Origin of the sequence: Candidatus Lariskella endosymbiont of Epinotia ramella (genome assembly GCF_964019805.1) — a bacterium.
Taxonomy (GTDB): Bacteria; Pseudomonadota; Alphaproteobacteria; order Rickettsiales; family Midichloriaceae; genus Lariskella.
The window spans coordinates 793707-809230 of the sequence record NZ_OZ026472.1 but is presented as its reverse complement, the minus strand read 5'-3'; the positions used below and the strand labels follow the sequence as shown (position 1 = coordinate 809230).

The window sequence follows — 15524 nt, the reverse complement described above, 5'->3', positions numbered from 1 at the left end:
AATGATTCAACAATTCAAATTATCCAACATTGATGCTACAAAACCTGAGATAGTGATTTTTGACTGGGATGATACTTTGATAAAGTCTGGAAACATATACCAGATACTTTTTGAAAAAGTAATGAGAGATTTAAACTCATCAGATAGCGTTAGAGCAGCGCGTGAATATTATAGACACTACTCATTAAATGAAGCTTTTCCAATGATATTTGGTGATGATTGGAAAAAAGCGCGCGATTTATATTATAATCATTTGAGTAATGTTGATCTTTCAAACATAGAAGTCATGGAACACGCTGAGGATGCCTTAAAACATATGCAATCCGAAGATTTGACTATGCTTGTTGTCAGCAACAAAAACGGCAACGTCCTAAGAGATGAAGTCAAACGTCTTGGGTGGGAAAAATATTTTACCGGTATTGTTGGAGCTTCTGATGCAAAACGTGATAAGCCATGGCCAGATCCAGCACAACTTGCACTTTCTGCTTTTAGTTTTTCATCTCCTGAGAAAGTTTGGTTTGTTGGAGATAGTATCGTAGACGCAAAATGTGCGCATTCTATATCTGCACAGTTTGTGCTATTTGGTGATCCAAACACACAAAAAGATGTAGATAATGCTATGGTTCCTTATCTATATGTTGCAGATCACAAAGAGTTAATTTTATTGCATAATATGGCTAAATGAAGATTTGGATAGTAGACGCTTTTACTAAAACGCGTTTTTCTGGCAATCCTGCCGGTGTTTGTATATTGGAACAGGGATGTGATTTAGACGATAAGCTAATGCAATCTATAGCATCCGAATTTCGAATCTCTGAAATTGCTTTTGTTAAGCATTTGAATAAGCAGCATTATAGCATCAGATGGTTCACACCAAATTCAGAAGCACCTATTTGTGGTCATGCTACAGTTGCGGCTATGCATATTTTAACAGAGCTTGGTATAGAAGAAAAAGGGATATACATAAAGTTTGATAGTATTTCTGGTCCTCTTTCAGCTATTAAAGATTTTAATGGTCTTATAACACTAAACTTTCCGTCCTATAAACTGAATAGCATTACAGATCATACCATGTGCTTACGTTTTAACGAAATTGTAGGCGGTATTCGTCCAATTGAATTCCTTTGTGATGAGAATTGTGTAGTAATGCGTTTTACAGATCCAAGTGTAGTGCAAGATTTAAAACCTAACTTCACGCTTCTTTCAAAAGAACAGTGTAGAGCTTTAGTTGTTACATCTATTGCAAGGCCACTTTTCTATGATTGTGATTTTGTCTTTAGGTATTTTGCACCAAAGGTTGATATAGATGAAGATGATGTTTGCGGTTCTGCACACTGCAGGCTTACACCTTATTGGTCTGGCATTATGAATAAAGAGTTCTTTATATCTCGTGCATTATCTAAGCGTGGTGGCGTAGTATACTCAAACGTCGTAAATGATAGAGTCATGATATCAGGATACGCAGTAACTGTTTTTTTAGTCGAATATCTTCAGCGTACTGATAATCACATTGCAACTCTATAATACACTAGTTACTAATTAATAACACAAATATATGGCAAATTTTGCAGCCGATCAAAGAGCTTTAATGATCCTACCTGCAAAGTGCACACACGCGGATTTTGATGGCATGATTTTTTTAAGTACTAGTTAATTTCTGCACCTTGCACTTTTATATATTTGCAAAAAATTAACGAAGTAATACTTGAAAATTCAGCTAAAAAGACCTACACCATGACTTTGCCGGCAGTACCATACAGCAGGTAAATAAAGAATTGGCATTTCGAATTTTGATACGAAGCTATGAGCTAGAAGGAATGCGAGATAGTGTATACATAAAAACTTTGTATATATCTTATATTTTCATATATAACTTGCGCAATATCTAACCATCCACCTACCTGGCAAACTCATGAAAATTTCTAGACTACCTACCGCTTATTTGAATAAGCTTTTAAATATATTATTTCCACCCGAATGCATTGCATGCAATTCCGAAATAACTGAAGCATATACAATGTGCGATCTTTGCTGGAAGAAACTGGATTTTATAACAGAACCCAATTGTGCCAAGTGTTCTCTTCCAATACAGTCTATAGCACTGGAGCAAAAATGTGACATAAATTGTTTGCATATACAACATCAATACTCTACCGCAAAATCTGTTTTTGTGTATGAATCTGTGACAAGAGAGTTGATACATAAACTAAAGTATTCTACTTACTATCAGATAGCACAATTCTTCGCAAAATTAATTTGTAATAGGTTTGCTGAGAATATAAAGAATTGCGATGTTGTGATTCCTGTGCCTATGCATTACTTAAGATTAAAGGAGAGAGGATATAATCAATCATCTATACTTGCAGTAAAAGTTGCGCATACGCTAAAAATCAAATATATAGAAGATGCACTTGTCAAAACACGAAACACAGCAAGTCAAATGACACTTAATGAAACCATTAGACAAACTTCTATAAGTGGAGCATTTGAAGTAAATTGTAGATACTTAAAAGAAATAAAGGGTAAAAAAATAGCAATTATAGATGACGTTTTTACAACCGGATCTACAGTTAATGAGTGTACAAAAGTGTTGCTGGCAAATGATGCAAGTGATGTTGCTATTTTCACAATTGCAAAAACTGTTAAAAAATTTTCTTGACTTTATTATTGTAAAATATCTCATAAATAAAAGATATTTAAACTCTTGATTTTTTTATATGCAAGCTATATACAACAATATATAGAGAATATCCAGCAGTATTACGCTATATATAGCGCAATATGTTCATGATCAGCTCAAGTATCATATACGGAAATTTATGAAAAATGTACCTTATCAAATCAATATAGACAATAAACGTGATGATTTTTTGACAGATTTCGGAAAAGCCGTGCTTACTGATCGATATTTGTTAAATGGAGAGAGTTTTCAGGATTTATTTGCAAGGATTGCACGCCACTATGCAGATAACCAAGATCATGCTCAAAGAATATATGACTATGTAAGTCAGATGTGGTTTATGCCAGCTACACCTATCTTGAGCAATGGAGGGACAACACGTGGTATGCCAATCTCTTGTTTTCTAAACGAGGTTTCTGATAGTCTAAGTGACATAGTTGATGTTTGGAATGAAAATGTATGGCTTGCTGCAAAAGGAGGAGGAATAGGAACATACTGGGGTAATGTTAGAGCGCTTGGAGAAAAGGTTAAAGATAACGGAAAAACATCTGGAATTATACCATTTATATGTGTACAAGATAGGCTAACACTTGCAATCTCGCAGGGGAGTTTAAGACGTGGTAGTTCTGCTGTATATTTGCCAGTTTGGCATCCAGAAATTGAAGAATTCATAGAGATAAGACGCCCAACTGGTGGAGATCCTAATCGAAAATCGCTTAATTTGCACCATGGAGTTTTAATTTCAGATGCTTTTATGGAAGCAGTAGAAAATGACACGTCTTGGCACTTAAAAAGTCCTAAGGATGGACGCATTGCCTCAGTTATTAAAGCTAGAGACCTGTGGATCCGGATATTACTTGCACGTGTTGAAACAGGCGAACCATATGTTGTATTTATAGATACAGTAAATAGACTAAAGTCTGACATATATAAAAAACATAATCTAGAAATTAAGACTTCAAATCTTTGTAGTGAGATCACACTCACTACTGGCAAAGATTATATTGGCAAACAAAGAACAGCTGTTTGTTGTCTATCCTCACTTAACTTAGAATATTTTGATGTATGGTCTAAGAATGAGTTATTCATACCTGATGTGATGCGTTTTCTTGATAATGTGATGGAAGATTTTATAAAAAATTCACCTGAAGAACATGCAAATGCGGCTTATTCTGCTTCAAGAGAAAGGAGTGTCGGCCTTGGTGTTATGGGATTTTTCTCCAAGCTGCAGCAGGATATGGTTCCTATTGAATCTGCTGTAGCAAAATCATTAAATAAAAAGTTCTTTACACATATCAAAAAGGAAGTAGATAGAGCTTCTGTAATGATTGCAGAAGAAAAAGGCGCATGTCCTGATGCAAAAGATGCCGGAATCAATGAAAGATTCAGCCATAAGACCGCAATTGCACCAACAGCTTCGATCTCAGTTATAGCAGGGAATGCATCTCCTGGTATAGAACCTTATAGTGCTAATACATATACACAAAAAACACTTACAGGCTCGTTTAGTGTACTTAATAAGCATCTAAAAAAACTATTGCATTCTAAGGGTAAAGATATAGAAGAAATATGGTCTTCTATTATGAATCATGAAGGTTCTGTACAACATCTTGATTTCTTGACTCAACACGAAAAAGATGTATTTAAAACAGCATTTGAGATAGATCAAAGGTGGTTAATAGACCTTGCAGCAGATCGAACACCGATGATAGATCAAGCTTCATCGCTCAACATCTTTCTTCCTGCAAATGTGAGTAAAAGAGAGCTACACATGGTACATTTTCAAGCATGGAAGAAAGGTGTAAAGAGTATGTATTACCTGCGCTCTAAGTCGTTGCAGCGTGCTGATAAAGTATCTCTAGAAAATATGACACATACAGAACATGCTATACAATTACAAATGAGCCTTATTCAAAACGATAAAAATGACGAAGAATGCTTGGCGTGTCAATGATTTAATAACAGTCGTAATTGCTTGAAACCAATATAAATCCTGCGCTTCTTAGAGTTATGACGTTATTAAGTAGTATTTCTAGGGACAGGACAAATTATATAGTACGCGTGCTAAAAGTCTCTAAGCAGGCATGAAATGATGCCTGGAGCGCCAAAATAGCACTTTCAATCCGTAAGAAAATGTTATAATAAACGCAAAACCCTTACGGATTTTGTGAAAGTAGCGTTGCAGTACAGGCCCAATTAATATATCCGAAAATTAGCGCATGGCAGCCTTAATGGCTAATTGTTGCACATTTAACTTTCACTTATCCACAAAAATAGAATCGTTTAATGGTGGGACTGCACCTTTATTTTAGCACTTCTATATCAAAACCGGCAGCAACATGCTTAAAAGCACCTTTCTTAAAATCTCTAGTAACTCACCATCGCTAATTCCTGAGAAGCTGGCTTGTGCAAACTCTTTATTTCCACCACCTCTTAAGTCTTCATACTCACTCATCTTTTTCAAAATCTCATTGGCAGCAAACTTAGGAGTATTGCAAATCTGTAAAAATATATTTCCAATGTTCCCATCCTTTGAAATAACTATGAGAACACCATCTTTTATTCTATTTTTTATTATAGAAGCAACGCTTCTTACATCTTTAGGTGCAATATCAGAGATATAAGCTATATAACACCTTGATGAATTTATTACCTCTTCGTTCAGATTTGTATTTGCTAAATTCTTCAATTTCAAATCCTGCAACTCCTTTTCTAATGACCTCTTCGCGCTAGTAAGTAATTCCAATTTTTCTGGCAAATCTTGCTCTTGACACTTCATTATTGATGATAATGCATTTAGCACCTTCAACTTGTCAGATACGTATTCTAAAGCAATCATACCAGTTAACGCTTCTATTCTTCTAACACCAGATGCAATCGATGAATCACTAGCTATTTTGAAGAAACCAATATCTCCAGTTCTACTTACATGAGTTCCACCGCATAACTCCATCGAATCACCCATTTGCACAACTCGAACTTTGTCATCATATTTATCACCAAAGAGAGCAACCGCACCTCTTTCAATCGCAGCCTCTTGAGGCATGATTTCAGTACATGATGCTATATTCGCAATAATAATTGAATTTACTCGCTCTTCTATTTTTTTAATCTCATCTAGAGAAAGAGCTTTATTATGCGCGAAATCAAATCTAAGCTTTATATCCGTCACTATAGAACCTTTCTGTACTACATGAGCACCTAAAATTTCTCTTAGCGCAAGATGTAACAAATGAGTAGCAGAATGATTTGCTCTAATCTTGCTTCTTCTTTCATCGTCTATCACCAGATTTACCTGCTCATCAACACGAATAGGTGAAATATTTGCTTGCAAAGTTACATGATGACCAAACAATTTATCAGCATACTTCTGGGTGTTTGATACTTTGTGACCGGACAAAACACCAGTATCACCCACCTGCCCTCCAGACTCGGCATAAAATGGCGTTTGATTTACTATCACTATAGCTTCTCCAGCTGCAGCTTCTGTAACCAGCCTTCCCTCCTGCACTATTGCCACGACTTTACCAATAGCTTCTTTATCTAAATATCCTATAAACTCTGTAGCACCAAACTCATCATATATTTGGTACCATAATAAATCGTCCGCTTTAGAACCAGAACCAACCCAAGCAGCCTTCGCTCTTTCCTTTTGTTCTTGCATGCACGACTCAAAACCTGCTTCATCAAGCATAATACCTCGCGCGCGGAGGAAATCTTTTGTTAAATCTAGAGGAAATCCATATGTATCATATAACTTAAACGCTACTTCTCCATCCATTATACCGCCCTGCGGGATCTTATCAGTACTAGCATTTAATAATCTCAATCCTCTCTCCAAAGTCTCACTAAATCTTTCTTCCTCTTCCTTTAAAGTAGATATAATAAAATGCTCTCCACGCTTGAGTTCAGGATATGCATCTCCCATTTCGCTGATTAATGCTGGAACAAGGCGGTACATCATAGCATCCATATAACCAAGGCTATGCACGTGCCTCATGGCTCTTCTCATAATCCTACGAAGCACATATCCTCTACCCTCATTTGATGGTGTAAGGCCACTTGCAATCAAAAAGCATGATGCGCGCAAGTGATCTGCTATCACTTTATGCGAAGCATTCGTTGGAACATCACCAGCTAAAGATTTTACAGCACCTATTAATGACTGAAACAAATCTATATCATAATTATCATTCTTGCCTTGCAGTACAGCTGCAATACGCTCAAGCCCCATACCTGTATCTATCGAAGGCTTTGGAAGATTTTTTCTTATGCCACCCTCACATTGCTCATACTGCATGAAAACCAGGTTCCAAATTTCTATGTAGCGATCTCCATCTGCATCTTTTGTCCCAGGAAGCCCTCCAAAATACTTATCACCATGATCATAGAAGATCTCAGAACACGGACCGCATGGTCCAAGTTCTCCCATAGACCAAAAATTATCACTCGTTGCAATTCTTATGATTCTATCATCTGCAAAACCAGTCAGTGCCTTCCAAATACCAAAAGCTTCTTCATCGTCATGATATACTGTGATATAAAGTTTTTCTTTATTCAATCCAATTTCTGATGTTATGTAGCGCCATGCAAATTCAATCGCTTCTGCTTTAAAGTAATCACCAAATGAAAAATTCCCCAGCATTTCAAAAAATGTATGGTGTCTTGCAGTATATCCAACATTATCTAAATCATTATGCTTCCCACCTGCTCTAACGCATTTCTGAGCAGTTGCCGCTCTTTTAAAAGTAGGTACCTGCACTCCAGTAAAATAGTTCTTAAATTGAACCATACCTGAGTTTGTAAACATTAAAGTCGGATCTTGAGTTGGAATCAGAGAATTAGATTCTACAATCTCGTGACCGCAGTTTGAAAAGAACTCTAAAAAGTTCTTTCTAATATCACTTAGCTTCATATCACTTATTTAAGTTAAATAAAATTATTACAAAGTTAGCATAATTTCACGCAGCCTATAAAATATGATGAAATACATGTAAGTCTAAAAAGCCTCAATTACAAAATTCATCATACATTAGGCCATGCCGGCAAAGTCACTTTCGCAGACTCATTTGACCTGATTTTCAATTATTACTTAGTTAACTTCATCACAAATATATAGCCAAAGCAGCATAAAAGAGTCATGCCATGCTTTGTCTTTTTGATAAAATTTAAGTCAGCCTCTCACCTAAAATAGAGTTATATTGTCGATTTTAAGCGAATAAAAATTTATTCTAACTCCTCGTTTGCTATGCATATTTTGTAGCGCTTTAGCTATAATATTTGACTCAAAAACTCACTTGTACTCTAAAAAATCATGCCATTAAAATCCGCGCGCGTGCACTTTACCAAGTGCATAGCAAAAATGCTAAATCCTACCAACACTGGTATTAAATCTCTTGATTTAACATATGCTTTTGGTGTTTCTGTATATTTAGTACAAGCCCAAATCCAAGTAACATCACACCTAGATTTGAGCCCCCATATGACAGAAATGGCAGCGGTATTCCAACAGCAGGCAACATTCCAGATACCATACCAACATTTACAAAGATATGCGCAAAGAGCATTGTTGCAATTCCACACACAACCAGTCTCCCAAATTGATGACGAGTAGAAAGCGCTATATAATAACAACACAAAATCAAAAGTGTATAGAGCAAAAGTACAAACATACATCCCATAAAACCAGCTTCTTCTGCAAGCAATGTAAATATGAAGTCGGTATGTTTTTCTGGTAAGAAGCTCAACTGATTTTGAGTTCCATTTAGTAATCCTTTCCCATGAAAACCACCAGAACCAATAGCAATTTTTGACTGCATAATATTATATCCTGCCCCAAGCAAATCCGATTCAGGATTTAGGAATGTCATTATCCGCCTCTTCTGATAAGCATGTAATAAATTCCAAATTATCGGCAAGCTTGCAATAACAGCAATTATAGGCACTGCAAAAAAAACTAGTCTTACCCCTGATGCAAAAAATATACCAGCTGCAATTGCCAGTGTAATTATTGCAGTACCTAAATTTGGCTGTTTAAGTATAAGAAACACAGGAAGCAAAAGCATAGCAATTGGCATCAGTAAAAATTTTAACTTTAATATTTGAGAAGAATGCATTTCATGGAAATAATGTGCAAGCATTATCACCATTGCTATTTTCATAAACTCAGACGGCTGTAAATTTATCATACCAAATCTTATCCACCGCTGCGCGCCCATCGCATAATGCCCAAGAACCTCTGCCATGACAAGCAAAAATAAACAGAAAAAATAGATGTAATAAGCAGAATTAAATATAAAAGAAGTATCTATGTATCTAATTACATATATAAGCGGTAGGAATAACAATAGCACATAAAACTGTTTTTTAACACAGGGATTTAAAGAGCCACCAGCTGCCGAATACAATAGCACAAGGCCAATTGCACACAACGCAAGTAAAAGAAATATTATCATGGAATGTGCTACCGCAAATCCAGAGTAATGTAAATCATCTCTTATTTGGCGCATCTTTTAAACACCTGCTTAAAAATATGTGCTACTGCTCATGTACATTGGTAGATAAAAACATAGCGGTCTGCCGCGTATGATAGCCAACATTTGGGTTAGTTAATAATTTATCCAATACCTCTCTAGCTCTATCCTGCATATTCTCTTTAAGTAATAAAGAAGCCTGTATAATCTGAGCACTGGAAACATATATTGGATTTGTTTCGATGTATTGATCAAGCTCATTGATAGCATCTTTGTTTTCTATGGTCTTCGAACGAATTTTTAGATTAAGAGAAAGTATCTTTGAAAAATCTCTAAAAGTCATATCAACACTTTCATCATTTGATATAGAATCATATATTGATGTTGCTTTATCCACTTCCTTTTTTCCATCATAAAACCATGCAAGGTATAACTTAGCCATCATAGCGTAATTTGAGCTTTTTGATGATAAATTCTCTAGTTTTGACACAATAAGCCCAAAATCAGTGTTTCTAGATTGCATCTGTGTCATTGCCTCAATAAATACACTTGCATCAGCATAGATCTTATTTTTCTTATGATACTGCAACCAAATATATGAAATACCAGAAATTATACATAACAAAAGTACAGCAAAAATAATTTTCCAATATTTTATAAGAAACCTTTCAGCTTTTTCTCTTGCTATCTCTTCTCGTACTTCGCTCAATAACAAATCAACCATGAATTACTCCAACTTATTTACAAGTATATAGCCAGCACAGTCTTCCACTCATAATTTAAAAATATAACACTTCATGCTAACACTGCACGATACTATACTTGGTAAATTTATGAAACCTCTAATTACTCCTTTCGTCAATAATCGATTTGCTGCATAAATAAATTTTTCGGAAAATTGAATAGACCTCTTGCATAACCATATAAATTGATTAAAATCCTTGATTTTATCAAGGATAACATGAAGTTTGAAAACATCAAAGATGAATACGCAGAAGAGTTTCGCAGGCTTACTGGCATTAAACGAGGAACGTTTGAAGTTATACTAAGTATATTAAAAGAAGCTGAAGCTATTTTAAAGTCTCAAGGTGGAAAACCCAATAAATTGGCTTTAGAAGATCGATTACTCATGACGCTTGAGTACTTGCGTGAATACAGGACATATTTTCATATTTCCCGCAGTTATGGAATAAGTGAAAGTGCCTGTTATCGTAATATACGTTGGATTGAAGATACTCTAATTAAAGATAAACGATTTTCACTACCTGGACGTAAAGCATTACTAAAAAGCGATTCTGAATACGAACTTGTGTTAATTGATGCTACTGAAACACCGATAGAACGACCTAAAAAAAACAGAAGCACTTTTATTCGGGAAAAAAGAGGCGACATACTCTAAAAACTCAGCTTATTGTGGATAAAAGGAAAAAAGAAATCATTTGCACTAATTTTTCTAATGGCAAGCGTCATGATTTCAGGTTATTTAAAGAATCCGGAGTTCACATCCACCCTGAGATTAAAGTTCTTACAGATACTGGTTATCAAGGCATTGATAAGTTGCATTATAATTCAGAGTTACCAAAGAAAAAGACAAAAAAGCGACCACTAAGCAGGAAAGATAAAAAGAAAAATCGTCAATTGTCTAGTGAACGTGTTTTAAATGAAAACGTCATAGGCATGATCAAACGATTTAAAATTATCGCTGATCGTTATAGGAACAGAAGAAAACGATTCGGTTTAAGGTTTAATTTACTTGCTGGTATCTATAACTTTGAGCTTTAAATAGGTTATGCAAGAGGTCTATTGATTACTCCAATATTCATCTTTCTTTACTATGTAATAACCAGAGTTCACATTACCTGCTGTGTGTATTTCATTCACTCCAAGCCCCTTCATAATTGCATGCAAAAGGAAAAACATAGATTGCGTAGTATCCATATATTCTCTCTTGCTTTTAGGATATAAACTAGCAACATTGTCAAATGACATACCACAGATTGCTTGATTTATTTTCTCTAGATCCTTCAGCTTCACAGGGCTTGCAATAGCAAATTCAATATTTAAACCAGAAACTATACCGCTACCAAATCCATAAGCTTTCATTTTAGGGTTATTCTTGATCAAAGACATTATCGCCTTATCTTCAGAGAGAGCTTTTCTTACTTTATTATCATAAAACTTATAAATATCATTTAGAGAAGAACATTCAATCATAGATGTTTTCTTTTGTGGAAACCGTACTTTCATTTCTCGTGTTAAAATTTCAGTACCAGTATTACCTTTATATATTAAATTTTGCTTCGTTTTTGGATCTACCGATGTGATTTGATAACTGCCGCCACCTATATCAATTAGCAGGATATTTGGATCATCAATCGTAATTTCTCCCTTTTGTAATAACATCTCTTGTGTTACTATGTACGCCATCTTAGCTTCTTCTTCCTGCGATATAGCATATACATGAACATCTGTAGAATCCTCTATCTTTTTCAAAACTTCGCTAGTGTTTGAAGCTTTACGGGCCCAAGCAGTCGCAAAACCAGTGCATTTACTAGATTTACAGTCTACTTGATTCAGTTTCTTCATCTCATTTATCGTCGCTATACCATTTTTAATGCAATTCTCATCCACTTTTTTATCTGGAGATTTAGAGATACAGCCTTGATATGCCATCTTTCTAGATAAATGCTCTACTTCCTTTATGATATTCCCATGACATTTGTTAAATAAATAGGTAGTCATTCTAGAAGTGCCTGAGCCAAGTTCAAAAACGTAACGTTGCTCAATGCAATCTTCAGCAAATGCAAAACCTCCACATGAGAATATAAAAAACAAGCACAATGCAATTATCTTTCGAATATAATCCATACAATCCCCTCTTTATTAATTCTGTTTTAACATTTTTCAGTTAAAGACGGCATAACAAAACATACTATATATATTCAGCATAATATGCAATCAATCTATGCAATAAATAGCAATATTAAGCTAAATAATGCTGTATTATATACAATAACTCGCATAATATTGCAAATCAAAATTTATAACCGAAACACTATTTAAATTTTGACATATTCTATAAAGAACAACAAACTGCCCAGTAATTGCAGCTTTATTCAAACACTGTATGCTCGTATAAATATATAACTTATAAATTGTATTCTAAACGAGTAATAAGTGATATAATATTTCAAATTAAAATTGTTATGCTGCTATAGCAAAACTAAAAAATTAAGATTTTATTTAGTGGTAATTAATGCAAAAGCTAGACAATATATATAATGCAATTGGTACTATGAGCGGTACGTCTTGTGATGGTGTAGATGTATGCTTGATAGAAACCGATGGAATGGAAATAGTAAAATCCTGCTACGGAAAAGTTTATGAATACAGTAGCACACTACAAAAAAGAATTAAATTTTTAATGGAGCAATATTCAAGAATATCAAGTATAGATTATCAAAATGGACTCAATGCATTTGAAGAAAATAGGGAGCGTCTTATACTTGAAAGAGATTTGACTATAGAACATGCAAGAGCAATATCAGATTTTCTTAGATCTAATGGAATTGATAACGAAAAAATAGATGTAATTGGTCTGCACGGACAAACTTTATATCACAATCCTCAAGAAAAAATCATAAATCAAATTGGAGACCCTCAACTTCTTTCAACGCTAATCAAAACTAATGTTATTAGTGATTTCAGAAGAAGAGACATTGCAAATGGTGGACAAGGCGCACCACTGGTCCCAATTTTTCACAAATTTCTAGCAAAATATATTGAGAAAAATACTAATCAAAATTCGCCAATCGTATTTCTTAACATCGGAGGAGTATCCAATATAACATATATAGATGGAGAAGATATCATAGCTTCAGATGTTGGCTTTGGAAATGCTATGATTGATGACATTGCTGCAAAAACCTTTGGAGTAAGATATGATGATCGCGGCGCCATTTCTGCGAAAGGCTCCGTCATTTATACAATAGCTATGACAATCATCGACGACCCTTTTTTCTCAAAGCCACCGCCTAAATCAATGGACAGAAATCACCTGCAAAACTCAATAGGGAATATATTAAAAGAAATGAGCGCAGTGGATGCAATGGCAACACTTTCTGAGTGTATAGTAATAGGGATAAAAAAGTCCATACTATCTCTGCCTAAGATTCCCAAGCAAATAATTGTATGCGGAGGAGGACGTCGCAATGAACACATTATGCATAGACTTCGTGCTTCACTAAACTGCAAAACACAAGAAAAAATTTCTAGAAAAGCACAAGTAGAGGAAGCAAACACAAAAAAGGATTTACCAAAGATAGAACACAAAGAAGAATTAACTTTTAATACAAAATCAAATAACATACAAATAGATGTGACTTTAATTGACGAAATACAACCATCAAACAACCAATCAACAAATTTTGATTTATTTAATGGTGATATGATTGAAGCATATGCATTCGGTTACCTATCTGTTCGCTCTCTGTTGAATCTACCAATTACATTCCCATCAACTACTGGCACCAAAACACCTGTCAGTGGTGGTACAATTTGCTTTTACTAGTGTCGAAATACAGGGCCGCTTCTTTAGACTAATTTTTGTACTTATATTCGACACTAAAACCCGAGTTGCAAATTAATCATCTGAGTGTATAGCAAATTTTTCTGGAATATAAAAAGGTTTACCTATGGTAAATGCAGAGTCGATATTTAACTTTGCGTACATGCGAGGTTAGACTTCAAAAGGAGCTAGGAAGAACTAATTGATTGCATGTGTACAATCAATACATAAGGAACAGACTTGAAGATGCAACAGTTTTGAAAAGCATAACAAGTATATACACCATGATAAGTTCTGGAAGAAATATTCTAGCTCATTATTCTATTTACAGGGACAATAAGCGCTGCCGGCAAAGTCACTTATGCAGAACTTTTTGGCTTGATTTTCTATATCACTACGTTAATCATATAATATTTGACTCAGAAATTCACTTATACTCCAAAAAATCACACCATTAACCGTGTACATGCACTTACTTAAGGCAACTCCTAGTATCATTTAAATACCACAACAACACTCCATATAAGCTTGCTTTTTGCCGGCTAATTTATAAATTCTTATTGATTTAAACAATCAATCTTCATCATCTTCGCCAAAACAACATATCTTTAACAAATTATTTTAATTTAGAAATATATATGCAATATTATTTCGCCAAAATCAAACATATTCATGTTATATCAATTGCAAATTTGCGATACTATTACTAGTACGTGATTATGCAAGTTGTAACAAGGCCGCAAATGACGATGGATACCATAGGTAAATTAAGAGTTGGCGTACATGCCAAGTTAGACTTCAAAAAGAGCTGAGAAGAGCACAAGGAGGCATATGCATTTGTGTATCAAATACATAATGAGCGATATTACACGCGCCAATTTTAAAAAGCATGACAAGTATACATAACTATACAACATGTAATTCCATATCATTCATATTATGCTTAACTACTTCACATCACACACAAAATCTTTGATCAAGCAGGTGTTAAAGACTAAAATATCTAACAGATTATTACTTGAGGTTATCAAGCCTGCTGAGGATGCGCTGGCAGTAGATGGCGCAGATAGAGAGAAGCAGTGCGAGATTATCTCGTTTATTTTAAGAATCACTCAAGAAAATGCAGATAATCTATACTCTCTCAATATTCAAAATTATGCCAAGAACATAGAGAATGAAGTAGAGATTCTGTATAAAGAACATGCTAGCGCTCTATCTGATGGGATGTTCAATGTTTACGAACAATTGGCGAATTGGGCAATATACGTTGGACTTAAGAATAATTTTAATCCTAATAATATTGCTATAGAATATCCAAAGCAATTCGAGGATTTTACGAACTATATTACAGTTGAAATTCTTCGGAGTCTCGGTAACACTCAACAAGACACAAGCATGATCAATATGGGCGTTCAATATATGAGCGGTATTTATGCATTTCACAGCCTATTCAGTCAGTTTAATAAACTACGCAGTGAGATAAATAATAAAATACCAAATGATATAAACGAGCTATATGAAATAGAGAATGCATCAGTGTTAAAAGAAGAAGAAATAGAAGAAATAGAAGAAATTTTCTATGTTTACCTCAATCAAGAATACGAGCAGTATAATTTAGAATTCATCACTGACAACATACTACATGCACAAACCTTTGAGTATTTTGCTGCACATATGCCGAAAATATGTCATTTTATAAATAAAGTTTCTGGGAAACATATTTGTGAGGAGTATAGCCTCACTCTTGTCAGCGCATCACTTCACTTTTTTGCATCTGTTTTTCATTAGACCTCTTGCATAACCT

At 34.7% G+C, this 15524-nt stretch carries 11 protein-coding genes and 1 pseudogene; 8 read left to right on the top strand and 4 right to left on the bottom strand.

Annotation, left to right across the window (positions count from 1 at the left end; genetic code table 11):
• The first annotated feature begins 1 nt into the window (after position 1).
• The 5 genes and pseudogenes from AACL20_RS03515 to AACL20_RS03500 all read left to right on the top strand — a co-directional run bounded on the left by AACL20_RS03515 (position 2) and on the right by AACL20_RS03500 (position 4634).
• Complete coding sequence (locus tag AACL20_RS03515; RefSeq protein WP_339051676.1) at positions 2–685, top strand: HAD family hydrolase; 684 nt, start codon at positions 2–4, stop codon at positions 683–685.
• Positions 682–1524: a PhzF family phenazine biosynthesis isomerase gene (locus AACL20_RS03510; RefSeq protein WP_339051675.1), complete on the top strand. Its 843-nt coding sequence runs from the start codon at positions 682–684 to the stop codon at positions 1522–1524. Before AACL20_RS03515 ends, AACL20_RS03510 begins: the two co-directional genes overlap by 4 nt.
• A gap of 388 nt (positions 1525–1912) precedes the next feature.
• Positions 1913–2104 (top strand): annotated as a pseudogene (locus tag AACL20_RS06930) (double zinc ribbon domain-containing protein); the annotation flags it as partial.
• Positions 2105–2296: 192 nt separating this feature from the next.
• Positions 2297–2659: a ComF family protein gene (locus AACL20_RS03505; protein ID WP_339051674.1), complete on the top strand. Its 363-nt coding sequence runs from the start codon at positions 2297–2299 to the stop codon at positions 2657–2659.
• 160 nt (positions 2660–2819) lie between these two features.
• The gene (locus AACL20_RS03500; RefSeq protein WP_339051673.1) at positions 2820–4634 is read left to right on the top strand and encodes a ribonucleoside-diphosphate reductase subunit alpha; all 1815 of its coding nucleotides are present in this window, start codon (positions 2820–2822) and stop codon (positions 4632–4634) included.
• Between the two features lie 363 nt (positions 4635–4997).
• Here the strand turns inward: AACL20_RS03500 and alaS are convergent, their stop codons facing one another.
• The 3 genes from alaS to AACL20_RS03485 all read right to left on the bottom strand — a co-directional run bounded on the left by alaS (position 4998) and on the right by AACL20_RS03485 (position 9877).
• Positions 4998–7604 carry an alanine--tRNA ligase gene (gene alaS / locus AACL20_RS03495; protein WP_410519935.1) on the bottom strand — a complete coding sequence of 869 codons (2607 nt, stop codon included), beginning with the start codon at positions 7602–7604 and terminating at the stop codon, positions 4998–5000.
• A 463-nt stretch (positions 7605–8067) separates the two neighbouring features.
• Positions 8068–9135, bottom strand: coding sequence for a rod shape-determining protein RodA (rodA, locus tag AACL20_RS03490; protein WP_339051671.1), 1068 nt, complete (start codon positions 9133–9135; stop codon positions 8068–8070).
• An 82-nt stretch (positions 9136–9217) separates the two neighbouring features.
• Positions 9218–9877 (bottom strand): hypothetical protein, encoded by a 660-nt coding sequence (locus tag AACL20_RS03485; protein ID WP_339051670.1) that lies wholly within the window; start codon positions 9875–9877, stop codon positions 9218–9220.
• 237 nt (positions 9878–10114) lie between these two features.
• On the opposite strand from AACL20_RS03485, the gene AACL20_RS03480 reads away from it, so the two are divergent.
• A protein-coding gene (locus tag AACL20_RS03480) for an IS5 family transposase (RefSeq protein WP_339051669.1) occupies positions 10115–10935 on the top strand; the annotation gives its coding sequence in 2 pieces (ribosomal slippage) (positions 10115–10502 and positions 10502–10935; 822 coding nt in all).
• Between the two features lie 18 nt (positions 10936–10953).
• Here AACL20_RS03480 and AACL20_RS03475 read toward each other — a convergent pair.
• A complete protein-coding gene (locus AACL20_RS03475; RefSeq protein ID WP_339051668.1) occupies positions 10954–11895 on the bottom strand; it encodes a hypothetical protein in 942 nt (313 codons plus the stop codon).
• 514 nt (positions 11896–12409) lie between these two features.
• On the opposite strand from AACL20_RS03475, the gene AACL20_RS03470 reads away from it, so the two are divergent.
• A complete protein-coding gene (locus tag AACL20_RS03470) occupies positions 12410–13723 on the top strand; it encodes an anhydro-N-acetylmuramic acid kinase (protein ID WP_339052642.1) in 1314 nt (437 codons plus the stop codon).
• 981 nt (positions 13724–14704) lie between these two features.
• Complete coding sequence (locus AACL20_RS03465; RefSeq protein ID WP_339052641.1) at positions 14705–15508, top strand: hypothetical protein; 804 nt, start codon at positions 14705–14707, stop codon at positions 15506–15508.
• The last annotated feature ends 16 nt before the right edge of the window (positions 15509–15524 follow it).

Bases quoted from the DNA above. Each gene is read 5' to 3' on its own strand.
- AACL20_RS03515 (WP_339051676.1), top strand. From the start codon at position 2: ATGATTCAACAATTCAAATTATCCAACATTGATGCTACAAAACCTGAG.
- AACL20_RS03510 (WP_339051675.1), top strand. From the start codon at position 682: ATGAAGATTTGGATAGTAGACGCTTTTACTAAAACGCGTTTTTCTGGC.
- AACL20_RS03500 (WP_339051673.1), top strand. From the start codon at position 2,820: ATGAAAAATGTACCTTATCAAATCAATATAGACAATAAACGTGATGAT.
- rodA (WP_339051671.1), bottom strand. From the start codon at position 9,135: ATGATAATATTTCTTTTACTTGCGTTGTGTGCAATTGGCCTTGTGCTA.
- AACL20_RS03485 (WP_339051670.1), bottom strand. From the start codon at position 9,877: ATGGTTGATTTGTTATTGAGCGAAGTACGAGAAGAGATAGCAAGAGAA.
- AACL20_RS03475 (WP_339051668.1), bottom strand. From the start codon at position 11,895: ATGACTACCTATTTATTTAACAAATGTCATGGGAATATCATAAAGGAA.
- AACL20_RS03470 (WP_339052642.1), top strand. From the start codon at position 12,410: ATGCAAAAGCTAGACAATATATATAATGCAATTGGTACTATGAGCGGT.